This window comes from Streptomyces chattanoogensis (assembly GCF_001294335.1).
GTDB lineage: Bacteria > Actinomycetota > Actinomycetes > Streptomycetales > Streptomycetaceae > Streptomyces > Streptomyces chattanoogensis.
Genome location: NZ_LGKG01000185.1, coordinates 97,101 through 118,669, shown reverse-complemented (window position 1 = coordinate 118,669; position 21,569 = coordinate 97,101). Strand labels below are relative to the sequence as shown.

Below are 21,569 nucleotides of genomic sequence, written 5' to 3'. Positions count from 1 at the left end.
TGCCGGGGGCTACGGGCGGGGGCGGCGCTACGAGGCGGGGGCCGACGGCCGGGAGAGGTCCGCCTGCCGCGGGACCCCGGCCGGCCGCGGCCCGAACGGGTACTCCCGCTCCAGCCGCCACACCGCGTCCGCGCCCTGCTGGTAGAGCGCGAAGCCGCCGATCGTCCAGGTGGCGCAGAAGTCCTTCAGATCGGCCTGGGCGCGGTCCATCGCCTCCTCGGCGATGCCGTGCGCGACCGTGACATGCGGATGGTAGGGAAAGGCCAGCTCGCGGGCGCAGGGGCCGGAGGCGGCACGGACCCGGGCCTGGAGGGCGGCGCAGCCGGCCTCGCCCTCGGCGACCTTCACATAGACCACCGGGGAGAGCGGGCGGAAGGTGCCGGTCCCCTCCAGGCGGAGCGGAAAGGGGCGGAAGGAGGCGGCGACCTCGGCGAGGTGGTCCTCGACGGCGGGCAGGTCCTCGGCGCCGACCTCCGTCGGGGGCAGGAGGGTGATGTGGGTGGGAATGCCGTGTGCGGCGGGATCCCCGAAGCCCGCGCGCTTCCCCTGGAGGAAGCTTCCGTAAGGCTCCGGGACCGCGATCGAAACGCCCAGTGTTACGGGCCCCACGGCGATCTCCCTCCTGAAGTCCAAAAGCGGCGAGTCCAACGGCCGGTTATCAGTGTGCCGGGTGCATGCCCCCGGCGCGGTGTGTCCTCGGTCCCTTTACCGGAGGACACAAATGTCCGCGGGCCGGGGACCGGCCCCCCGGCCCGCCCGCGAGGCCGGCCGGGGCCGAACCCCGGCCGCCTTCGCGGGCCGTCCGCTCAGTGCTTGGCCGGCAGGAATCCGAGCCGGTCATACGTGGTGGCGAGGGTTTCCGCCGCCACCGCGCGGGCCTTTTCGGCGCCCTTGGCCAGGACGGCGTCCAGCGTCTCGGGGTCGTCCAGATACGCCTGCGTACGGTCCCGGAACGGTGTGACGAAATCGACCATCACCTGGGCGAGATCCGTCTTGAGCGCGCCGTACATCTTGCCCTCGTACTGCCGCTCCAGATCCGGGACCGAGGTGCCGGTGAGGGTGGCGTAGATGGTCAGGAGGTTGGAGACGCCCGGCTTGTTCTCCGCGTCGAAGCGGATCTCCGTCCCGGTGTCCGTCACCGCGCTCTTGATCTTCTTGGCGGTCGCCTTGGGCTCGTCCAGGAGGTTGATCAGACCCTTGGGGGAGGACGCCGACTTGCTCATCTTGATCGACGGGTCCTGCAGGTCGTAGATCTTCGCCGTCTCCTTGAGGATGTACGGCGCCGGGAGCGTGTAGGTCTCGCCGTAGCGGCCGTTGAAACGCTCGGCGATGTCGCGGGTGAGCTCGATGTGCTGGCGCTGGTCCTCACCGACGGGCACCGCGTCGGCCTGGTACAGGAGGATGTCGGCGACCTGCAGGATCGGGTACGTGAAGAGGCCGACCGTCGTACGGTCCGCGCCCTGCTTCGCCGACTTGTCCTTGAACTGGGTCATCCGGGAGGCCTCGCCGAAGCCGGTGACGCAGTTCATGACCCAGGCGAGCTGGGCGTGCTCGGGCACATGACTCTGCACGAAGAGCGTGCAGCGCTCCGGGTCGAGCCCGGCGGCCAGCAGCTGGGCAGCGGCGATCCGGGTGTTCTGCCGCAGCTCCGCGGGGTCCTGCGGAACGGTGATCGCATGCAGGTCGACGACCATGTAGAAGGCGTCGTGGGACTCCTGCAGCGCCACCCACTGGCGGACGGCGCCGAGGTAGTTGCCGAGGTGGAAGGAGCCGGCGGTGGGCTGAATGCCGGAGAGCACACGCGGACGATCGAGAGCCATGGCATTGATTGTCTCAGGTCCGCGGGTGCTCCCCGGCGCGTGGTCGGCCGACCCGCGGCCGGCCGCCCCCAGCCGGTCGTCAGGCCGTCGCGAGCCCCGGCGCCGGATAGTGGGCCATCAGCTCCGCGACCTCCCCCCGGACCGCCGCCAGGGCCGCCTCGTCGTCCGCCTTCGCGGCCGTCACGCCCCGCTCGATCCACTCCGCGACCTGCGGCATCAGATCCGTACCCAGCCCCCGCGAGGTGAGCGACGGGGTACCGATCCGGATGCCCGACGGGTCGAAGGGCTTGCGGGGGTCGAACGGGACGGTGTTGTAGTTGACGACGATCCCGGCCCGGTCGAGCGCCTTGGCGGCGACCTTGCCCGGCACGTCCTTGCCGGTCAGGTCGATCAGCACCAGGTGGTTGTCGGTACCGCCGGAGACCAGGTCGAAGCCGCGCGCCAGCAGCGCCTCGGCGAGGGCCTTGGCGTTGGCGACGACGGCGTGCGCGTAGTCCCGGAAGGCGGGCGCGGCGGCCTCGTGCAGGGCGACCGCGATGGCGGCGGTGGTGTGGTTGTGCGGGCCGCCCTGGAGGCCGGGGAAGACAGCCTTGTCGAGGGCCTTGGCGTGCGTGGCGCGGGACATCAGCATCGCGCCGCGCGGGCCGCGCAGGGTCTTGTGGGTGGTGGTGGAGATGACGTCGGCGTGCGGTACGGGGGACGGGTGGGCACCGCCCGCGATCAGCCCGGCGATATGCGCGATGTCCGCGACGAGGACCGCATCCACCTCGCGGGCGATCTCCCCGAAGGCGGCGAAGTCGATGGTGCGCGGCACGGCCGTACCGCCACAGAAAATGATCTTCGGGCGTTCCTTGCGGGCCAGGTCGCGGACCTGGTCGAAGTCGATCAGTCCGGTGTCCGCGTGCACGCCGTACTGCACGCCGTGGAACCACGTCCCGGTCGCCGAGACGCCCCAGCCGTGGGTGAGGTGGCCGCCCATCGGCAGCGACATGCCGAGCACCGTGTCGCCGGGCCGGGCGAAGGCGAGGTACGCGGCGAGGTTGGCGGGCGAGCCGGAGTACGGCTGGACGTTGGCGTGCTCGACGCCGAAGACGGCCTTGGCGCGCTCGACGGCCAGGGTCTCGACGCGGTCGATGTTCTGCTGGCCTTCGTAGTAGCGACGGCCCGCGTATCCCTCGCTGTACTTGTTCTGCAGGACGGTGCCGGTGGCCTCGAGCACCGCGGCCGATACGTAGTTCTCGCTGGGGATCAGCCGCAGGGTGTCGGCCTGGAGCCGTTCCTCGGCGCCGACCAGGTCGGCCAGTTCAGGGTCGGCAGCACTCAGCGCGGGGTGGGAAAGGGGCAGCGGCATGAGGTTCTCCTCCGGGGCGTGCGATCGGTCGGTCCGGTCGTGGTCCCGGGTGCCCAGGCGGGGCGACACCTCGTGAGGGGCCGCCGCGGCGGCCCGCCCACCGCTCCCTCGGGGTCGCTTCCCCGTACGCCAGTCGCGGTGTGCACCGCCCAGCCTATCGAGAGTGACACTGGAAAGGGGCGCCGGGTGCATCCGATGCACCGCCGTCCCCGCACCGAACGGAGCCCCCGGTGACGTCCACCGAAACGGCGCGCGCCATAGCCGCCGCCGATGCCCACAGCGCGCACAACTACCACCCGCTGCCGGTCGTGGTGGCCACCGCCGAGGGTGCCTGGATGACGGATGTGGAGGGCCGACGCTATCTGGATCTGCTCGCCGGGTACTCGGCGCTGAACTTCGGCCATGCCAACCGCCGGCTGCTGGATGCGGCCGCCGCCCAGCTGGAGCGGGTCACCCTGACCTCGCGCGCGTTCCACCACGACCGTTTTGCGGACTTCTGCACCCGGCTGGCCGAGCTGTGCGGCATGGAACTCGTCCTGCCGATGAACACCGGCGCCGAGGCGATCGAGACGGCGGTGAAGACGGCCCGTAAGTGGGGCTACCAGGTCAAGGGTGTTCCGGACGGCCGGGCGAAGATCATCGTGGCGGACAACAACTTCCACGGCCGGACGACGACCATCGTCTCCTTCTCCACCGACGCCGAGGCCCGCGCCGGCTTCGGCCCGTACACCCCCGGCTTCGAGATCGTTCCGTACGGCGACCTGGCCGCGATGGAGGCGGCCGTCGACGCCGACACGGTGGCCGTCCTCCTGGAGCCGATCCAGGGCGAGGCGGGCGTGCTGGTGCCGCCGCCGGGCTATCTGGCGGGCGTACGGGAGCTGACGCGCGCCCGGAAGGTGCTGTTCATCGCCGACGAGATCCAGTCCGGGCTGGGCCGCACGGGCCGGACCTTCGCCTGCGAGCACGAGGGCGTGGTCCCGGACATGTACGTGCTCGGCAAGGCGCTGGGCGGCGGCGTGGTGCCGGTGTCCGCCGTCGTGTCCTCGCGCGAGGTGCTGGGCGTCTTCGCACCCGGCGAGCACGGTTCCACCTTCGGCGGGAACCCGCTCGCCTGCGCGGTGGCGCTGGAGGTCATCGCGATGCTGCGGACCGGTGAATTCCAGGCGCGGGCAACGGAGTTGGGCGAGCATCTGCACGCCGAACTGGCGCCGCTGGCGGGCGGCGGCGCGGTGGACGCGGTGCGCGGCCGCGGACTGTGGGCCGGGGTGGACATCAACCCGTCGCGCGGCACCGGGCGGGAGGTCGCCGAGCGGCTGATGGCGCGCGGGGTGCTGGTCAAGGACACCCACGGGGCCACGATACGGATAGCCCCGCCGCTGACGATCAGCAAGGAGGACCTGGACTGGGGGCTCGACCAGCTGCGGGGCGTCCTGGGTGCGTAGCCGGGCGGCGGCGCGCCGCGACAGGCCGGGCGGCGCGCCCCGATCGGACGGCGCGCCTTTGATCGGGCGGCGCGCCTCAGAGGATCACATGCGGCAGGAACCGCGCGTACTCGTCCGTCACCGGCCCCGCCGACTCCCGGATCCCCAGCCCCGCCGCCTCGCCCTCGACCACCCAGGCCCCGAGCACCACCCGGTTGCCGTCGAAGTCCGGCAGCGGCGCCAGCTCCTGGTAACAGCAGGGGTCGTCGGGCGCACGCAGCACCGGCTCCGCACCCGGCTGGTGCAGGGTGACCCCCGCCCCCTCCCGCCCCAGCAGCGGCTTGGCCGCATAACCCTTCGTACGCGCCAGCTCCCGCGGCCCGTCCAGGTAGGCGGGCAGCAGATTCGGATGCCCGGGGAACAGCTCCCAGAGCACCGCCAGCAGCGCCTTGTTGGACAGCAGCATCTTCCAGGCCGGCTCGATCCAGAGGGTGGAGCCGGTGCCGCCGCCGTTGTCGAGGGTGTCCTGGACGTACGGGCCGAAGTCGTCGGTGGCCAGCCACTCCCACGGGTAGAGCTTGAAACAGGCCCGGATGAACCGCAGCCGCTGATCGACGAAGCGGCCCGAGAGCCGGTCCCAGCCGATCTCCTCCATGGGGATCGCGACGGTCTCCAGTCCGGCCTGCTGCGCCGTCTCCTCCAGATAGGCGACGGTCATCAGGTCCTCGCCGAGCTCATCGTCCGCCGAGTGCGCGAAGTGCAGCGGGGCGCCCGGCGGCAGCAGGGACGCCTGCCGCTTCCAGGCCGCCACCAGCCGCTCGTGCAGCGAGTTCCACTGGTCGGCGCCGGGGAACCGCTCCTCCATCCAGAACCACTGCGGACTCGCGGCCTCCACCAGCGACGTCGGTGTGTCGGCGTTGTACTCCAGCATCTTGGCCGGCCCGCTGCCGTCGTAGTGCAGATCGAACCGCCCGTACACGGAGGGGAGTTCCTCACGCCGCCGCCACGACTCGGCGACGAGCGAGGCCAGCCGCGGATCCTCGATCCCCAGATCCGCGAAGCGCCCCTCCTTCACGATGTGCGCGGCGGCGGCCAGACACATCCCGTGCAGTTCCTCGACGACCCCCTCCAGCGCCTCGACCTCGGGGAGGGTGAAGGAGTAGTACGCGCTCTCGTCCCAGTACGGGCGCAGCGAGTCGTCGGGATAGCGGGTGAGGGGATAGACCAGCCCCTGCGCCTCGACGGTCTCCTGCCACCCCGGCCGGGGTTCAATGGTGTGACGCTTCATGGCGGTGCCTGTCCCCGTGCCCGTACCTGTGTCCGTACCTGTGTCGGCTCAGCCGCCGTAGCGGCCGTGGGAGTGCGAGCCGGAGCCCGAGCAGCCGAAGCCGCCGCGGTTGACGGCCGTGCTCCTGCTGAACGTCCCGTCGTCGGCATACCGGCTGCTCGACTTGTCCGCCCCGTAGTACCACTGGGCGTCCACGGACTGCTTCCGCTTCCCGTACCCGCCGCTGGCACTGCCGGTGCTGCCGCTGCTGCTCGTCCCGCCGCCGGAGCAGTTCTGGGCACCGACGACGCGGTAACCGTTGACCGCGTCATAACTGTTGCGGTCCACACAGCGCTTGTCGGGCTCCGAGCCGCAGGAGGTCAGGGCGGCGGCCAGCGCCCCCATACTCCCCAGGATCACCGTGCTCGACCTCAGTCGCCGATGTGCCTTCTCCGCCATGCCGTACCTTCCCCCGTCACCGTCAACTCGAGGAGCCAGCGTAGAGGGCGGCCCCCACCCGCCGGGAACGGCCCTCCCCCGGTTCCCGACTCCTCCCCCTACAGTCGGTTCATGCTGCTCGGGATGATCTGCGCGTCGGCTTCCGCTGTGTGCTTCGGTACGGCCTCCGTCTTCCAGGCCGTAGCGGCCCGGACCACCGCGCCCGGCTCCGCGTCGGGCGTGGACCCCCGCCTGCTGCTGCGGGTGCTGGGGCAGTGGCGCTATCTGCTCGGCCTCGCCCTGGACGGCGTCGGCTTCGCACTGGAGCTGGTGGCGCTGCGGACACTGCCGATCTACGCGGTCGGGGCGGCGCTCGCGGCCACCCTCGCGGTGACGGCGGTGGTCGCGGCGCCGGTGCTGCACACCCGGCTCAGCCGCGCCGAATGGGGTGCGGTGGGGGTGGTCTGCGGCGGGCTGGCGCTGCTGGGACTGTCCTCCGGCGCGGAGGGGCACGCCGCCGGCCCGCCGGGACTCCCTGTCACGGTCCTGGTCTTCGCGCTGGCGGTGCTCGCCTCGGGCGCGGCGGCCGGCCGGCTCCCGGACCGCGCCCGTGCGGCGGTGCTGGGGCTGGGCGCGGGGTGCGGTTTCGGGGTGGTGGAGGTCGCCGTACGCCTGGTCGACGACTTCGCGCCGTCCGCCCTGCTCACCAACCCCGCCGTCTACGCCCTGCTGATCGGGGGCGGCGCCGCCTTCCTCCTGCTGACCTCCGCCTTCCAGCGCGGCTCGGTGACCACCGCCACCGCCGCCATGGTGATCGGCGAAACCGTCGGCCCCGCCCTGGCCGGCGTCCTCTGGCTGGGCGACCGCCCCCGCGAGGGCCTGGCACCTCTGGCGGTGCTCGGCTTCGCCCTGGCGGTGACGGGCGCCCTGGCCCTGGCCCGCTTCGGCGAGGCCCCGGCCCAGGACCAGGCCCGTAACACCGCACCGCGCCCTATGGTGACCACGCCAGGCACCCACTCCCCCAACCACCCTCCGAAGGACCGGACATGACCGCACACCACTCCCCTCCGTACTCCCCTCCGATACGGGAGCAGCTCCCCGGCGACGACCTGACCCTGCGTCACCCAGTGGCATCCGACCACCCACGCCTCCAGCTCGCCCTGGCCGACTGGTGGGACGGCCAGGGCGGCGAGGCGGGCGCCCTCCAGCGCCAACTGCTGGTCCCCCGCCTGTTCCTCCAGCACTTCGCCGACACCAGCTACCTCGTGGAGCGACAGGAGGAAACCGGAGCCGTCACCCTCCAGGCATTCCTCATCGGCTTCCTCTCCCAGACGGACCCCGGGACCGCCTACATCCACTTCGTCGGCGTCCACCCGTCCGCCCAGCGCAGCGGCCTGGGCAGCGCCCTCTACCACCGCTTCTTCGACCTGGCCCGCGACCGCGGCTGCACCCAGGTCCGCTGCATCACCAGCCCGACGAACCACCACTCGATCGCGTACCACACCCGGATGGGCTTCCGCCTGGAGCCGGGCGACCACAGCGAGAACGGGGTCCCGGTGCACCGGGATTACGACGGGGCGGGGCTGGACCGGGTGTCGTTTGTGCGGGAGGTCTGAGCGGGGCGCGACATGGCACCGGGTCGTGCCTTGCGGCTTGGCAGGCGCGGTGGTTGGCGGCGTTGATGCGGTTGCCGCACACGCCGTGCGGTTCGGGAATCCGAGGGCCTTCCCGCGGTGTTCGCCTAACAGTCAGCCCCTCTTACACCCCTGCTTCGTCCAGGAGACCTCGCCCATGTCACAGCTGGGGATCGATGCCATCGTGTTCGACGTGCTCGGCACGCTCGTCGACGAACCCGCCGGTATCCGCAACGGCATTCGTGAACTCGACCCGTCTCTCGACGATCCCAGGGTCGAGCAGTTTTTGGCGCTGTGGCAGCAGCACATCGACCGCGAGCAACGTCGCGTCCTCGACGGCGTGCGGCCCTACGTCACCACCGACCTGCTCGATCTGGAAGCCGCCCGGCTCGTCGCCGACGCCGCCGGAGCGGACGACCCGACCGCCGTGGCGGCGCTGGCCTTGTCAGGCCGCAGACTCCCGCCGTGGCCCGACACCGTGGCAGGGCTCGCCCGACTCGCGGAGCGGTTCCCGCTGATCGGGCTCTCCAACGCGAGCCGGACGGCACTGCTGGGACTCAACGCCCACGCCGGACTGCGCTGGCACCAGGCCCTGTCCGCCGAAGACGCCCGGACCTACAAGCCGGACCCGGCGGTCTACCAGCTGGCCGTCACCGTCTCCGGACGACCGCCGGAGCGGCTTCTGATGGTCGCCGCCCACGCCTGGGACCTGCGCGGAGCACAGGGTCTCGGCCTGCGCACCGCCTACGTCGCCCGCCCCGTCGGCGACCCGCCCACCTCCTCGGACCGGTTCGACCTGTACGCCGACGACCTGGCAGGCCTGGCCGACCAACTCGACCAGGCCTAGGCATGAAGCGGCCCCCGTCGCCATGGTCGGCGAACGGGGCCGGTGGTGCGACTACTGAGCCGCAGGTCGGCTTGTCTCACGTACACAGTCCAGGCAGACCCACCCTGCGCGTGCTACGAGCCGGGTGCGCTCACTGGGATGCTTGCCGCACCAGGACGAGGCGGGGGCACGGTCGGGCAGGTCCCGCTTGATGTAGGCGCCGACACCAACCCAAGCTTTCTTAGGCATTGTTGCCGACCTCGTCGTTCCGGTCCGGCTGGGTTTCCGGTTCGGCAGGCGTGATGACCTCCTGCTCGTACACGTCATACCCGTTCATCTCGGGTGTCTCGTTGCCGCCCACGAGTCTCACCACCTCCTCTCCCGTGTCGGATGTGCGGTCCCGCCCGAAGCCGAAGTGGAAAGCGCGCCGGGCGGGACCTGTTTCCCTCACCGCGCCCTGGGGACGTGGCATCCGTGAAGGGAACCGGGTTTCGTTTGTGCGGGAGTTGTCGACTGGAGGGCGGGATACGGGCTCCCCTACGAGGGGGAGTGCACGGAGCTGATCATCGCGATCAGGACCGGTGAAGCGGGTGACGGCTGACTGCGGCCGATGTCCTTGTAACCCCATGTCTCGTACAGCCGGTGTACCTTTCCGTCCCCTGCAAGCGGGTTGACCATGAGCGTGATGTACGGCTCGCTGCGGTCGGCGAGGAGGGTGTCATGGATGCGCCGGGCAGTCCCCGTGCCGCGCCACGCCATACGAACGCCGATTTCTTTCAGGGCCACGGCGCCGCGGTCGGTATATGCGGCCGGTGGAGTGGGCGTTACGCGTTTCCACCAGCGGTCGTCGGCCTCGATGGTGTTGGCGTAGGCGTAGCCGACGGGCACGCCCTGGTCGTAGGCGAGAACCGCTTCCCAGCCTGGTTCAGTGGCATGGCGCTCAAGGCGCTCAGCGAACGCAGACAGGGCGTAATTCGGAAGGTGAAGGAGGTCTGCGCGGACATCTGCGTACACATCCAGCAGGTCTTGTCGAGCTGGTTCGATTGTGTGGAACGTACGCAGCTCAATGACCGACGTCATACCGATTCCTTCCAGGTGTCACGAACGTACTGGTCCCAGGTGCGGCTGATCGGGCTGTTCGGCGCGATGTTGTGGATCTCGGTGCCGAAGTCACGGAGCATGCCGACAACCCGGGGGTGGTGCGCTGCGGGAACCGACATGGCCGTGAGAACGGCCGGTTCCAAGTCGCCCTGCCCGAGTTGAGCGCACGCGAGGCGAGTAGTGGCAATCGCCTTCGACCGCTGCATGTGGGGGCGAAGAGCTGCCAGACACCGATGCGCGTGCGATTCGGCCATCTCGTACTCGCCCAATGCGAGGTAGGCGGAGAGCGCGAGGGAGTCCAACTCCGCCTGGTCGTAGAACGAGGTCATCCATACGGGTCGGTATGCACCGGGGTCGGCGCGGTCCATCGCGTCCTGGGCCTGCTCAACGCTGCGCCGGGTGGCCGTCGCGTTACGGGCCTCGCCATGGATGGCGGCTTGTCTGGCCAGGCCGAGAGAGGCAAAGAGCGGGTCCCGGCGGGTGAGAGACAAACTCCTGGCGACGTCATTCGCAGCGGTGGCTTCAGCAGGGTGCCCAAGGTGCCGATAGAGCGTCCCGGCGTGCGACCAGATGCGGAACTTGATCGCCGGGTCGGCCGCCAGCTCGGCGAGCGCCTGGGCTTCACGCATATGCCGCACCGCATCGTCGTAGCGCCGGCCGTCGATCGCCGCCCACATCGCCGACGAGCGGAACGCCGCCGCGCACCCGTACAAGTAGGCGCGGACCCGCTGACTGGCACTCCCGGAGATCTGCAGGGCGAGTGCCTCGTCGGCAAGGGCTGCGGCCTTCTGCTCGATGCCCAGACGGCCGCCGTACCGGTGGTCGCTCGCGATGATCTCGCCGAATCGGCCCTGAAGACGCTCGACGTCGCTTGTCCCGATGCGATGAGGGGCAGTGAACGTGGGTGCAACCGCAGCAGCGGCGACAGCCGACCCGGCGGTGAGAAAGCAGCGGCGTTTCACAGGGTCCTCCTCCGGTGGTGCGGGCGCGGACGAGACCCGGCCCCGGGGCACGAACCCTAAGGCTGTGGCGGGCAGGCCGGTGACCTTCTCCAGTGCGACCCGCGTTGCCGACTTCGGCCACCGTACCCGGCCCGCTTTCCAGTCCCGGACCGATGAGCCGTCCAGTCCTCCAACCCTGCCGGTGAGGTCGCCGACTGCTGCATTCACCGCCTCGGCCAGCGAATTGGAGCTGTAGCCGTGCTCTTTCATCCATCCATCCAGCACTGTGTTCCGCTCGGCATTCATATACGCACGGTAGTCCTGCACTCCACATTCCGTCAGGTAAATGAACACCCAAATCGCCCTAGGGGGCAGGTCGAGAGGCCGCCCGTTCTCCCTAATCGCGGTGCACATGCGTGGCGTTAGCTGGTCAACAGCCGCCCCGACGCTCTCGCGTCAGCAGCGATCTGGAGGACCGACCAAGATGCCCACCGCACCATCCCTGCGCCGCACCCCCATTGACGCCGCCCCACGCCCCCGTTCGGCATGCGAGGTGCCGACGAAGACGAAACCGCTGCCCCCCGAAGCCCACGCATTCCGCCGCCGACACGGGGATCCGGTCGGCTGGGACTCCGGTGAATGGGCCTCCTATCTCGGCCTCGGAGGCGCGTCATGACCGTCGGGTGGGACCCCGTTCCCGCGCAGCAGGTGTGGACGGTTGACGAAATCACCGGCGCCGCATGCCCCGGCTGTCACCGCGTCTACAGCCTGGCCAGGGAGAAGGTCACCGGGCCTGACGGGCGGCATGTGTGCACGGGATGCGCCGTCTTGGCCGGTATCCCTGCCCATCAGGAAGCGCTCCGATGAGCGTCGGCCGGCTGCCGGAGGTCGGGGACGAGGTGGAGTACGTGCCCGGGCTACGGGCCGTGGTGACGGATATCCGCAAAGGCGTCCGCTACCTGCGGCGCCCCGGGTACCCGGAGTGGCCCGTGCGGGACCCGGACGCACTGAAGGTGACGCGAACGCGCGCCGAGCGGATCGAGGCCGGTGAATTCCGGTGAGCGGAGCCGGGCTGTAGCCACCGGCGAAGGCTTCCTCGCCCAGGGCGGGCGGGGCGGTACGAGCACTTCCATCCACCGAAAGGGAAAACAATGCCCACCACACAGCTTGAAGAGCGCCGCCCCGTCGGCCTGGCACTCGACGTACCGGAACTGCGGTTACCGCTGAGCACCGACGGCCCCGCAGCCATGCCGGAGCTTTCCGAGGGCGACGGTCCGTCGCCGTTCGCATTCCGCTTCTTGACGCCGGTGTCGGCCACCGGTGGCATCCTGCCGAGCGATGTCGAGTACGACGAGGACACGCAGACGGGCACCTACGAGGGCCTGCCGCCTGGCGTCTACATGACCAAGAACCCGCCGAAGACATACGGTCCCACGGCACCTTCGGGCCAGATGGACGCGCCGGACGACCCCGGACCGAGCGACGACTGATGGCAGACGCCGGACAGGTTCTCATCCTGGCGGGTCGCTTCGATCCGACCTGCGATCTGGTGGTGGAGGAACTGAACCGGCGTGCCGTGCCCGTCTTCCGGGCTGATATGGCCGAGTTCCCGCTGAGGCTCACGCTCGCCGCGAGCCTCGGCGGGGACCGCTGGTACGGCACGCTGACCAACGGCCGCCGCACGCTCGACCTGGCGTCGGTCCGCTCCGTCTACTACCGCCGCCCCACCCGCCCGAAGTTCCCCGACAGAATGTCTCCCGAGGCGCGTAAGGTCGCCGAGACCGAGGCCCGCTGGGGCTTCGGCGGACTGCTGGCGGCTCTGCCGTGCCGGTGGCTCCCCCCTCCGGGCAAGGCGGCCGATGCCGAGTACAAGCCGCGGCAACTCCGCGTCGCCGCCGAGGCGGGACTGCGCGTGCCCCGAACCTTGGTCACCAACGATCCCCACGCGGCGCGGGACTTCGCCGACTCGATCGACGGGCCACTCGTCTACAAGCCGTTCTTTCCCGTGCGCGGCACCGTGCACGGACAGACCGCGGCCGTGTACGCGAGCATCGTCAACCCCGACGACCTGCCACACCCGGACATCGCCACCACCGCCCACCTGTTCCAGGAGTGGGTGCCCAAGGCGTACGAGGTGCGGCTGACCGCCGTCGGCGGCCGGATCTTCGCGGCCGAGATCCACGTCGATTCGGACGCGGGCCATATCGACTGGCGGAGCGATTACGACAGCCACACGTACAAGGTCTGCGAGCCGCCGCCCGACGTGGCGGCCGGAGTTCTGCGGATGCTCGATCGGCTCGGACTGCCCTACGGAGCCTGCGACTTCGTGGTAACCCCAGAAGGCGTCTGGCGATTCCTGGAAGTGAATCCGAGCGGGCAGTACGGGTTCATCGAGCAGGCGACCGGACTGCCGATTACGGCGGCGATCTGTGACTACCTGGAAGGAAACGGCCAGTGACCAGCATCCTCGAAGACGAACAGCGCATCGTCGCCTCTCGTGTCGCCCTCACGCAGCAGATCGACCGAGGGAGTGTCGTGCTGTCCTCGCACCTGGCCGGTGCCTTCCTCAACGTCCCCCGGCATCCCTTCGTACCCGTCTTCTACCGCCGCGACGGCGAACGGTTCATCCCGTGGCGCATCACGGACGGCGACCCGGAGGCGTGGCTCGACGCCGTCTACGCGGACGACTCCCTCATCACCGAAGTGGACGGCGTCCACGCCGAGGACGCGGCCCCCGAGGGGCTCGCCGGAGTCCCTACCTCGTCCTCGACGGCGCCGAGCCTCATGGCGGACATGCTCGACGCCCTCGACGTGAACGAGGGGGACGAGGTCTACGAAGCCGGAACCGGCACGGGCTACAACGCCGGAGCCCTGTGTTTCCTCGCCGGGGACAAGCACGTCACCACCGTGGACCGCTCCGAATCGCTCACGGCCAAAGCCCGCCTGCGACTGAACGCCGTCGGCTTCGACCCGCTCGTCATCCACGGCGACGGCGCACGGGACATCCGCAAGGACGCGATGTACGACCGGATCATCGCCACCGCGTCCGTACGCCGCATCCCGCCCGAGTGGCTGGCGCGCCTCCGCACCGGCGGCATCATGGTCGTCCCTCTCAAGGGCACGCTCGCCGGCGGCATGGTAGCCCGGCTCACCAAGCTGCCGGACGGGGCCGCGGTGGGCTGCATCCTTCACAGCCCTGCCGCTTTCATGCCGCTCAAGAGTGGCCCGGAGGCGCCCGCGCAGGTGCCCACCGTCCCGGACGGCCCGTGCGGCGACGCCGAACTCTCGGCGCGGGTGCTGGACGACTGGACGTTCTCGTTCTTCGCACAACTCCACATGCCGCCCGGCCTCGTTCGGGTCCATGGGCTGAACGATGACGGGCTGCACGTCACAAATCTGTACGACCCCGCGGACGGCTCGGCGACCCGCATCGACGACATGCCCGAGGGTCCGCCAATGGTCACGTCCATCGGGCCACGCGACCTCTGGAAGCCGATCGAAGATGCCCACCAGCTGTGGCGGGAGCTCCACCGGCCCCGTCGCGAGTGGTTCACCATCGAGGTCACCGTCACCGAGCAGATCGTGAGGTACACCGCCCCGGACGGACACGTCCACTGCTGGACGTTGTAGACGACAACGACCACAGGTGAAGAGCACCGATCGCACTCCGGCCGGCCAACGGCCAGGGCGAGAGGCAGGCCACGCCCGTGAACCACAAGCCATCGACCCGCAGGACAAAGGGCGCCCCGACCGCATCCGGCAGCCGGGCCGCCCTTCGCCGCTGCCGGTGGGCGGGGGTGGTGGGCGGGGGTGCCTGCCCTGACGGGCTTCAGCACCCCTGTGTCCGTACGCCCGTCCGGCCTCGGCCCTGTGCGCGCCAGGGGCCGAGGCCGGACAAGAGCCGAGCGCGGTTCAGCCGGCTATGAAGTTCACCGAGCGGACGCTGATCGGGCGGATGTTCTCCTCGGCGCCCGGTACGAGCACTGCCTCGGGTTTTCCGCTGGCCTGGTCGTTCGTGTAGAGCTCGGCGAGGAACGGGCTGTCATTGCGCGCGCTGGCCGCCTTGGCCGGGGGGTTCACCCGCTGCGTGCCTTCATCGGTGACAGGCACCTGGCGCTCCGGGCCGTTCTCGTTCGGGAGACCGTAGAGGTCCAGTTCCGGCATGGGGAATCTCCTTGCCGTTGTGGGATGGTCCGTCCCCCCGCGTTTCAGGCTATGCGGGTGATCGCTGCTCCGCCATTTGGCGCAGTTCACCGTGCCGCGCGACACCGGGCCGCCCGCCCTACGCCTCCGGCTCAGGCCCCGGCGGCAGCGCCCTCACCAGCGCTTCCAGCCCGCCCGCGAACGAATGGTCCGGCGGCGTTCCGTACGCCACCACCAGGCCGTCGCGCGCAGTGCCCGGCGCCGACGGGGCCCGGAAGGAGTTCAGGCCCTCCAGGGCCAGGCCCTGCCAGCGGGCCGCCTCGACGATGGACTGTTCGGTGCCCGGGGGGAGTTCGAGTACGGCGTGCAGGCCGGCCGCGATGCCGGAGACATGGACGTGCGGCGCACGGTCGGCCAGGGCCGCCACCAGCTGGTCGCGGCGGCGGCGATAGCGCAGGCGCATGCCCCGCAGATGGCGGTCGTAGGCGCCGCAGGCGAGGAACTCGGCGAGGGTGAGCTGCTCCAGGGAGCCGCTCTGCCATTCGCCGGTGCGCTTCAGCGCGAGCACCGGGTCCACGAGGCGGTCCGGCAGCACCATCCACGCCAGCCGCAGCGCCGGGGCGAGGCTCTTGCTGGCGGTCCCCAGGTAGACGACGTGGTCGGGGTCCAGGCCCTGGAGCGCGCCCACCGGCTGGCGGTCGTAGCGGAACTCGCCGTCGTAGTCGTCCTCCAGGATGTAACCCCCGGTAGAACGCGCCCAGTTGACGGCGGCCGCGCGGCGGTCGGGGTGGAGGGGGACGCCGGTCGGGAACTGGTGGGCAGGGGTGAGCAGCGCCGCCCGGATGTCCCGTACGTCGTCGAGTGCGGGCAACTCCTGGGTCCGGGCGCCGTGTTCGTCGACCAGCAGCGGTACGGTGCCCAGCCCCGCGCGGGTGATGACATCGCGGTGGAAGGAGAGGCCGTACGACTCGATGGCCATCCGTCCGGGGCTGCCGCTGACGCCGTCCGGCCCGCCGTCGCCCGCCCTCAGCGCCCGGCTCAGCAGCCCCAGTCCCTGCATGAACCCGGCGCAGACGACGATGCGGTCCGGGTCGGCGCGTACGCCTCGGGCGCGCGCCAGATAGTCGGCGAGGACGGTACGCAGTTCGGGGCGGCCGCACGGGTCGCCGTATCCGAAGGCGTCGCTGGGTGCGGCGGTCAGGGCACGGCGGGCGGCGGCCAGCCAGGCGGTGCGGGGGAACGAGGAGACGTCGGGCCGGCCGGGAGTGAGGTCGAAGCGCGGCCGGTCGACCGGGCTGGGGGTGCGCCGGGCCGGGCCGGGGGCATCGCGGGCCGGTGCGCGCTCGGCCACCCGGGTGCCGGAGCCCTGCCGGGAGCTGAGCCAGCCCTCGGCGACGAGTTCGGCGTAGGCGTCGGCGACGGTGTTACGGGCGATCCCGAGGTCGGCGGCGAGCGACCGGGAGGACGGCAGCCGGGTGCCCGGGGCCAGCCGCCCGGACCGTACGGCGTCGCGCAGCGCTCGCAGCAGAGCGGCCCGGATGCCTCCGGAGCCGGGCAGGTCCAGATGCAGGTCGCGCCCGAAGGCGGACCTGGAGGCAGATCCGGGGGCGGACCCTTGGGCGGCCCCGGAAGCGGCCCAGGAATTCTCCATGAAAGTGGACCATACAGGGGTGCCATTGGCCTCGTAGCGTCGTAGCCATGACGACCCACAGCACGACACACAGCACGACACAGAGCACGGCAGACACCACGTCCCCGACCGCCTCCCCGGCCGGCCACGCGCACGGCCCCCGCCTCCACTGGGCCAAGCTCGCCCCGGAGGTCTACAAGGCCATGATCGCCCTCGACGCGGCGGCCAGGAAGGGCCTCGACCCGGTGCTGGTGGAGCTGGTCAAGATCCGCGCGTCGCAGATCAACCACTGCGCGTTCTGCATCGATATGCACATCACCGACGCACGCAAGGCCGGGGAGACCGAGGAGCGCATCTACCTCCTCAACGCCTGGGAGGAGGCCGCCGCCTTCTACTCCCCCAAGGAGCAGGCGGCCCTCGCCCTCACCGAAGCCATCACCGTCCTGACCGACGGCTTCGTGCCCGACGCCGTCCATGAGCGCGCTGCCGCCCACTTCGACGAGGCCGAGCTCGCCCAGCTGATCGCCCTGATCACCACCATCAACGCCTGGAACCGCTTCGGTGTGTCGACCCGCATGGCCCCGGGCCGGGCATGACCACAATGCGCACACCCCTAGCCGGTCCCCCCGTCACGCCAGTTGGAGGCACCACATGACCGCAGCCGCCCTCCGCGCCCTACACCACGGCCCCGACCTGCCCCTGGTTCTCCCCGGCCCGTGGGACGCGGGCAGCGCCAAGGTGTTCGCCGACGCCGGGTTCCCGGCCCTCGCCACCCCCAGCGCGGGCATCGCGGCCTCCCTGGGCTACGAGGACGGGAGCACCCCGACGGAGGAGATGTTCGCCGCCGTCACCCGTATCGTGCGGGCCGTGGACATCCCCGTGTCGGCGGATGTGGAGGCCGGGTACGGGCTGTCCGCCAAGGAGCTGGTGGGCCGTCTGGCGGATGCCGGCGCGGTGGGCTGCAACCTGGAGGACAGCGACCACGCCACCGGTGTCCTGCGGGAGCCGGAGGCGCAGGCGGACTGGCTGGCCCGGGTGCGGGCCGAGGCCGGCGACGGCCTGGTGATCAACGCCCGGATCGACACCTTCCTGCGGGGCGTGGAGGGCGCGGAGGAGGCCATCCGCCGCGGCCGGCTGTACGCCGAGGCGGGCGCCGACTGCGTGTACCCGATCCTTGCCCCGCCCCCGCTGCTGTCCGACATCGCCGCCGCCGTCGGCATTCCCGTCAACGCCGTGGTCACCCCGGACGGCCCCTCCCCCCGCGAGCTGGGTGCCCTCGGCGCGTCCCGCGTCACGTTCGGACCGGGGCTTCAGCGGCGGGCGATGGGGGCCGTGCAGGAGATGGCGGAGCACCTTCAAAAGGAGCTGCAGGGGAACGGCTGACCGGGCCCGGCCGGGGGCGCGCGGGGCGCCCCCGTCTCCGGTTCACCGCTCGTCCGTCCCGGGCACCTTCCGTGTGCTGATGGCTATCCGGTTCCAGGTGTTGATGGTGAAGATCAGCGCCAGCAGCCGCGCCAGCTCCCCCTCCTCGAAGTGCTCCGCCGCCCGCTCGTAGACGGCGTCCGGGACTCCGCCGTCCGCCACCCGCGTCACCGCCTCGGTGAGCGCCAGCGCGGCCCGCTCCTTCGCCGTGAAGAAGTGCGCCGCCTCCTCCCATACGGCGACCATGTGCAGCCGCTCCTCGCTCGCTCCGGCCTTACGGGCATCGGTGGTGTGCATGTGGAGGCAGTACGCGCACTTGTTGATCTGTGAGGCCCGGATCTGGACCAGCTCGACCAGGTCCGGGTCCAGGCCCTCGCGGGCCGCGGCGTCGAAGCCGATGAGTGCTTTGAAGGCCTTGGGGGCCGCCTTGGCGAAGTCGACCCGCTGCATGCCGGTGCTCCCGGCGTGGTTGCTCGCGTCCAGGTTCCTCGCGCCCTGGCTGCTCGCGTCCTGGCTGTTCTCGACCTTGTTGATCTCTGCGCTGTTCGTCATGCCTCGAATCTAGAAGGGCAGGCGACCGACTGTAGGGTGCATTTCCATGCCGGATTCAGGGGTCAATTCAGGGGGCAACTCCGGGGGCAGTTCGGGGGGCAAGGCATCGGCCCGTGCCGTCGGGAGCCCGGGGAAGCCGGGTGCCGATCTCCATCTGGAACTCACCGGACCCGGCAGCCGCCGCGCCGTCCTCATCCGCGCGCTACGGGACGCCGTACGCACCGGCCGCCTCGCCCCCGGCACCCGTCTGCCGGCCTACCGCACCCTCGCCGCCGACCTCGGCATCGCCCGTAACACCGTCGCCGACGCCTACGCCGAACTCGTCGCCGAGGGCTGGCTCAGCGCCCGGCAGGGCTCCGGCACCCGGGTCGCGCACCGCGCCGAGCCGCTCCGCCCGGCCCGCTCCGCCGCCCCCCGCACGCCCGCGGACCGCCCCGCCCACAACCTCCTCCAAGGTCAGCCGGACGCCGCGGCCTTCCCGCGCACCGCCTGGCTGGCCGCCGCCCGCCGCGCCCTGGCCGCCGCCCCCAACGACGCCTTCGGCCCCGGCGATCCCCGCGGCCGCCCCGAACTGCGCCGCGCCCTCACCGACTACCTGGCCCGCACCCGCGGCGTCCGCACCGCCCCGGGCCGCATCGTCATCTGCTCCGGATTCGCCCACGCCCTGCGCCTGCTCTTCCCCGCCGTCCTCCCCGGCCCCCTCGCCGTCGAGTCGTACGGCCTCGCCTTCCACCACGGCCTGCTCACGAAGGCCGGCATCCGCACCCACCCCCTCACCCTCGACGAACAGGGCGCGGACGTCGCCGAGTTGGATGCCCTTCCCGGTTTGCAGGCCGCCCTCCTCACCCCCGCCCACCAGTTCCCCACCGGTGTCCCCCTGCACCCCGACCGCCGGGCCGCGGTCCTCAACTGGGCGCGTTCTTCCGGGGGTTACGTCCTGGAGGACGACTACGACGGCGAGTTCCGCTACGACCGCAAACCGGTGGGCGCGCTCCAGGGCCTCGACCCCGAGCACGTCATCCACCTCGGCTCGGTCAGCAAGAGCCTGTCCCCGGCCCTGCGGCTGGGCTGGATGGTCCTTCCCGAGCGCCTGGTGGACCCCGTACTGGAGGCCAAGGGCGAGCGCGAGGCCTGGGCCGGTGTCACCGACCAGCTGACCCTGGCCGACTTCATCACCTCCGGCTCCTACGACCGCCACATCCGCCGGATGCGCCAGCGCTACCGCCGTCGCCGTGACCAGCTGATCGGCGCGGTGGCCGCGCACGCCCCCCATCTGCACCTCACCGGCATCGCCGCCGGCCTGCACGCCGTACTCCAACTCCCCGACGGAGCAACGCACTCCGACGAGCGCACCGCTCTGCGCGCCGCCCGCTGGCAGGGCCTCGCCCTGGACGGCCTCTCCGGTTACCGTCACCCGGCCGCCACGATGCCGCCCCGCCACGGCCTGGTCGTCGGCTATGCGGCGCCCTCCGACCACGCCTTCCCGGGTGCGCTGGACGCGTTGTGCCGGGCGCTGCCGGTGGAGTTCTAGGCGCACCCCTCGGCCCGGGGGGCCGCCGCAGCGAGCCCCGTCGTCTTTACCAAATGCAGAGCAATCCCCAGAACCCTCTTGGCTATCCCTTGACGTTTGTTTAACTTGTGCGGAGGTGCCGAGCGGTGTCCATCGGGGGCGGTGCGCGGCCAGACCTGCCTGCAGGCCGTACGACCGGAGGTAAGTGTGGGGAGCAACGGTCAGATGACCGATGTCCAGAGCGAGGCGTTGCGGCGCTTCGCCAGGGCAGCGGAGGAGAGCATGGCCCGAATCGAGAGGATTCGGTCACGCACCCAGGAACTCGATCTGTCCCAGGGTGTCTTCGGCAAGCTTCCGGAAGCCGACAACCTGAAATCGGATTACGACGAGCAGCGCAATGACTCGGCGGACGATCTGAAGCAGGCGGCGGAAATGCTTCAGCACATAGCCGATGGCGTGAAGGAATCTGCCGACGCCTACGACGGCACGGAAGAGGCCAACGCACAGAGCTTCGGCGGGGGTCACTGATGGGGGTCGGGCAGGCGGCAGGCGGCGCGCTCGAGCGCATCAACTACGCCCTGGACTGGAGCAATCCGCTCGCCAAGGTGCTCGATGAGGTCATCAAGGGCGCACTGGAGCAATTCGGCGTCGACGAATTGCTCGAAAAGGTCAGCGGCGACAATGAGCGCCTCACCGAAGTGGCGCAGGAATGGCGGACCGCCGCCCGCGATCTGCGCGGTGTGGTGGAAGACCTGGTGGCCGAGCGCCGCGCGGTCGAACAGGCCTGGACGGGTGAGGCGGCGGACGGCTTCACCAAGACCATGACCGACTTCGAGGAAGCCCTGCGCGGCGAAGCCGACGACATGGACACCATCGCGGAACTCCTCGAGATGGCGGCCGAGGCGTGCGCGATGGCCGAGGAGATGATGCTCGAGGTCATCGTGGAGATCGTGGAGGCGATCATCGCCTCGGCGGCCACCACGGCGATTCTGGCCGTCCTCACGGCGGGAGCAGCCGCCGCGATCGGGCCGCTGGTGGCGGCGGCCGGTGTCGCCACGCGCGTCGCGAAGGGCGTACGGATCACCGCCAAGCTGGCCGACAAGCTCTCCGATCTCGCCAAGCGCATGCAGGCCATGCGGAAACTGGCGAAGCTGCGGAGGTATTTGCGTACCACGAAGGCCAAGGACATCAAGAAGGACCTCAAGGGTGCACGGGGCCGGATGGCCGGCGCTCTCATCCGGGGAAACATGCCCGATCCCACCGATCTGGCGAAATACATGGCCTGGAAACAGATCAAGGGAATTTCCAAGGGAATCATCGGAGTGGATCCCGGCGGCGCGATCACCGGCGGGCTCATGGAGAACGGCCCGAAGGTGGGCGAGGAAGCGGCCGAGTATGCGGCGCGGCCGGACTCCAAGAGCTTCGACGAGCGTATGGAAGAGTCGCCGGACCACGCTCAGAAGTCGATGAGGGAAGCGTTCGGGTGAGTGATCCCGGTCAGGTGAGTGATTCC

Annotated in this window: 24 protein-coding genes; 13 read left to right on the top strand and 11 right to left on the bottom strand. The window is 70.7% G+C overall.

Going from position 1 to position 21,569, the window contains the following annotated elements; translation table 11 throughout:
* Nucleotides 1–27: 27 nt before the first annotated feature.
* The 3 genes from ADL29_RS35195 to ADL29_RS35185 all read right to left on the bottom strand — a co-directional run bounded on the left by ADL29_RS35195 (nt 28) and on the right by ADL29_RS35185 (nt 3,171).
* Nucleotides 28–609 (bottom strand): 2'-5' RNA ligase family protein, encoded by a 582-nt coding sequence (locus ADL29_RS35195; RefSeq protein ID WP_053927576.1) that lies wholly within the window; start codon nt 607–609, stop codon nt 28–30.
* Between the two features lie 197 nt (nt 610–806).
* Nucleotides 807–1,820: a tryptophan--tRNA ligase gene (gene trpS / locus ADL29_RS35190; protein WP_053927575.1), complete on the bottom strand. Its 1,014-nt coding sequence runs from the start codon at nt 1,818–1,820 to the stop codon at nt 807–809.
* Nucleotides 1,821–1,899: 79 nt separating this feature from the next.
* Nucleotides 1,900–3,171 carry a serine hydroxymethyltransferase gene (locus tag ADL29_RS35185; protein ID WP_053927644.1) on the bottom strand — a complete coding sequence of 424 codons (1,272 nt, stop codon included), beginning with the start codon at nt 3,169–3,171 and terminating at the stop codon, nt 1,900–1,902.
* Between the two features lie 230 nt (nt 3,172–3,401).
* Here ADL29_RS35185 and rocD point away from each other — a divergent pair, with 230 nt between their 5' ends.
* Complete coding sequence (gene rocD, locus ADL29_RS35180; protein WP_053927574.1) at nt 3,402–4,613, top strand: ornithine--oxo-acid transaminase; 1,212 nt, start codon at nt 3,402–3,404, stop codon at nt 4,611–4,613.
* A 76-nt stretch (nt 4,614–4,689) separates the two neighbouring features.
* Here the strand turns inward: rocD and ADL29_RS35175 are convergent, their stop codons facing one another.
* Entirely contained in the window at nt 4,690–5,880 is a 1,191-nt protein-coding gene (locus tag ADL29_RS35175; protein ID WP_053927573.1) for a glutathionylspermidine synthase family protein, read from the bottom strand.
* Between the two features lie 48 nt (nt 5,881–5,928).
* A complete protein-coding gene (locus tag ADL29_RS35170) occupies nt 5,929–6,318 on the bottom strand; it encodes a hypothetical protein (RefSeq protein WP_053927572.1) in 390 nt (129 codons plus the stop codon).
* Nucleotides 6,319–6,429: 111 nt separating this feature from the next.
* Between ADL29_RS35170 and ADL29_RS35165 the strand changes: the two genes are divergently transcribed.
* The 3 genes from ADL29_RS35165 to ADL29_RS35155 all read left to right on the top strand — a co-directional run bounded on the left by ADL29_RS35165 (nt 6,430) and on the right by ADL29_RS35155 (nt 8,778).
* Nucleotides 6,430–7,347 (top strand): DMT family protein, encoded by a 918-nt coding sequence (locus ADL29_RS35165; protein ID WP_245689762.1) that lies wholly within the window; start codon nt 6,430–6,432, stop codon nt 7,345–7,347.
* Entirely contained in the window at nt 7,344–7,913 is a 570-nt protein-coding gene (locus ADL29_RS35160; RefSeq protein WP_053927571.1) for a GNAT family N-acetyltransferase, read from the top strand. The genes ADL29_RS35165 and ADL29_RS35160 overlap by 4 nt, the downstream gene beginning before the upstream one ends.
* A gap of 175 nt (nt 7,914–8,088) precedes the next feature.
* On the top strand, nt 8,089–8,778 hold the full coding sequence (locus tag ADL29_RS35155) for a haloacid dehalogenase type II (protein ID WP_053927570.1): 690 nt from the start codon (nt 8,089–8,091) through the stop codon (nt 8,776–8,778).
* A 220-nt stretch (nt 8,779–8,998) separates the two neighbouring features.
* Here ADL29_RS35155 and ADL29_RS46175 read toward each other — a convergent pair whose 3' ends face one another.
* The 3 genes from ADL29_RS46175 to ADL29_RS35145 form a co-directional block, all read right to left on the bottom strand.
* On the bottom strand, nt 8,999–9,130 hold the full coding sequence (locus ADL29_RS46175; RefSeq protein ID WP_281182011.1) for a hypothetical protein: 132 nt from the start codon (nt 9,128–9,130) through the stop codon (nt 8,999–9,001).
* Between the two features lie 164 nt (nt 9,131–9,294).
* Nucleotides 9,295–9,837 carry a GNAT family N-acetyltransferase gene (locus ADL29_RS35150; RefSeq protein ID WP_053927569.1) on the bottom strand — a complete coding sequence of 181 codons (543 nt, stop codon included), beginning with the start codon at nt 9,835–9,837 and terminating at the stop codon, nt 9,295–9,297.
* Nucleotides 9,834–11,105, bottom strand: a complete 1,272-nt coding sequence (locus tag ADL29_RS35145; protein WP_078971533.1) for an NsdA family TPR-like regulatory protein — start codon at nt 11,103–11,105, stop codon at nt 9,834–9,836. The genes ADL29_RS35150 and ADL29_RS35145 overlap by 4 nt, the downstream gene beginning before the upstream one ends.
* 557 nt (nt 11,106–11,662) lie before the next feature.
* On the opposite strand from ADL29_RS35145, the gene ADL29_RS35140 reads away from it, so the two are divergent.
* The 4 genes from ADL29_RS35140 to ADL29_RS35125 all read left to right on the top strand — a co-directional run bounded on the left by ADL29_RS35140 (nt 11,663) and on the right by ADL29_RS35125 (nt 14,429).
* Nucleotides 11,663–11,860 (top strand): hypothetical protein, encoded by a 198-nt coding sequence (locus tag ADL29_RS35140; RefSeq protein ID WP_053927567.1) that lies wholly within the window; start codon nt 11,663–11,665, stop codon nt 11,858–11,860.
* Between the two features lie 90 nt (nt 11,861–11,950).
* Nucleotides 11,951–12,289 (top strand): hypothetical protein, encoded by a 339-nt coding sequence (locus tag ADL29_RS35135; RefSeq protein ID WP_245689761.1) that lies wholly within the window; start codon nt 11,951–11,953, stop codon nt 12,287–12,289.
* The gene (gene tgmB, locus ADL29_RS35130; protein WP_053927566.1) at nt 12,289–13,257 is read left to right on the top strand and encodes an ATP-grasp ribosomal peptide maturase; all 969 of its coding nucleotides are present in this window, start codon (nt 12,289–12,291) and stop codon (nt 13,255–13,257) included. The genes ADL29_RS35135 and tgmB overlap by 1 nt, the downstream gene beginning before the upstream one ends.
* Nucleotides 13,254–14,429 carry a methyltransferase domain-containing protein gene (locus ADL29_RS35125; RefSeq protein ID WP_245689760.1) on the top strand — a complete coding sequence of 392 codons (1,176 nt, stop codon included), beginning with the start codon at nt 13,254–13,256 and terminating at the stop codon, nt 14,427–14,429. The genes tgmB and ADL29_RS35125 overlap by 4 nt, the downstream gene beginning before the upstream one ends.
* A 282-nt stretch (nt 14,430–14,711) precedes the next feature.
* Here the strand turns inward: ADL29_RS35125 and ADL29_RS35120 are convergent, their stop codons facing one another.
* Entirely contained in the window at nt 14,712–14,963 is a 252-nt protein-coding gene (locus tag ADL29_RS35120; protein WP_046926379.1) for a hypothetical protein, read from the bottom strand.
* A 118-nt stretch (nt 14,964–15,081) separates the two neighbouring features.
* Entirely contained in the window at nt 15,082–16,593 is a 1,512-nt protein-coding gene (pdxR, locus tag ADL29_RS35115; protein ID WP_053927565.1) for a MocR-like pyridoxine biosynthesis transcription factor PdxR, read from the bottom strand.
* Nucleotides 16,594–16,640: 47 nt separating this feature from the next.
* On the opposite strand from pdxR (ADL29_RS35115), the gene ADL29_RS35110 reads away from it, so the two are divergent.
* Nucleotides 16,641–17,168 carry a carboxymuconolactone decarboxylase family protein gene (locus ADL29_RS35110; RefSeq protein WP_053927564.1) on the top strand — a complete coding sequence of 176 codons (528 nt, stop codon included), beginning with the start codon at nt 16,641–16,643 and terminating at the stop codon, nt 17,166–17,168.
* 55 nt (nt 17,169–17,223) lie between these two features.
* Nucleotides 17,224–17,955 (top strand): isocitrate lyase/PEP mutase family protein, encoded by a 732-nt coding sequence (locus tag ADL29_RS35105; RefSeq protein ID WP_053927563.1) that lies wholly within the window; start codon nt 17,224–17,226, stop codon nt 17,953–17,955.
* 42 nt (nt 17,956–17,997) lie between these two features.
* Here ADL29_RS35105 and ADL29_RS35100 read toward each other — a convergent pair whose 3' ends face one another.
* Nucleotides 17,998–18,444, bottom strand: a complete 447-nt coding sequence (locus ADL29_RS35100; protein WP_053927641.1) for a carboxymuconolactone decarboxylase family protein — start codon at nt 18,442–18,444, stop codon at nt 17,998–18,000.
* A 148-nt stretch (nt 18,445–18,592) separates the two neighbouring features.
* Here ADL29_RS35100 and pdxR (ADL29_RS35095) point away from each other — a divergent pair, with 148 nt between their 5' ends.
* The 3 genes from pdxR (ADL29_RS35095) to ADL29_RS35085 all read left to right on the top strand — a co-directional run bounded on the left by pdxR (ADL29_RS35095) (nt 18,593) and on the right by ADL29_RS35085 (nt 21,543).
* A complete protein-coding gene (gene pdxR, locus ADL29_RS35095; RefSeq protein ID WP_078971519.1) occupies nt 18,593–20,077 on the top strand; it encodes a MocR-like pyridoxine biosynthesis transcription factor PdxR in 1,485 nt (494 codons plus the stop codon).
* Between the two features lie 204 nt (nt 20,078–20,281).
* Nucleotides 20,282–20,584, top strand: a complete 303-nt coding sequence (locus ADL29_RS35090; RefSeq protein WP_053927562.1) for a type VII secretion target — start codon at nt 20,282–20,284, stop codon at nt 20,582–20,584.
* Nucleotides 20,584–21,543, top strand: coding sequence for a WXG100 family type VII secretion target (locus ADL29_RS35085; RefSeq protein WP_053927561.1), 960 nt, complete (start codon nt 20,584–20,586; stop codon nt 21,541–21,543). Before ADL29_RS35090 ends, ADL29_RS35085 begins: the two co-directional genes overlap by 1 nt.
* The last annotated feature ends 26 nt before the right edge of the window (nt 21,544–21,569 follow it).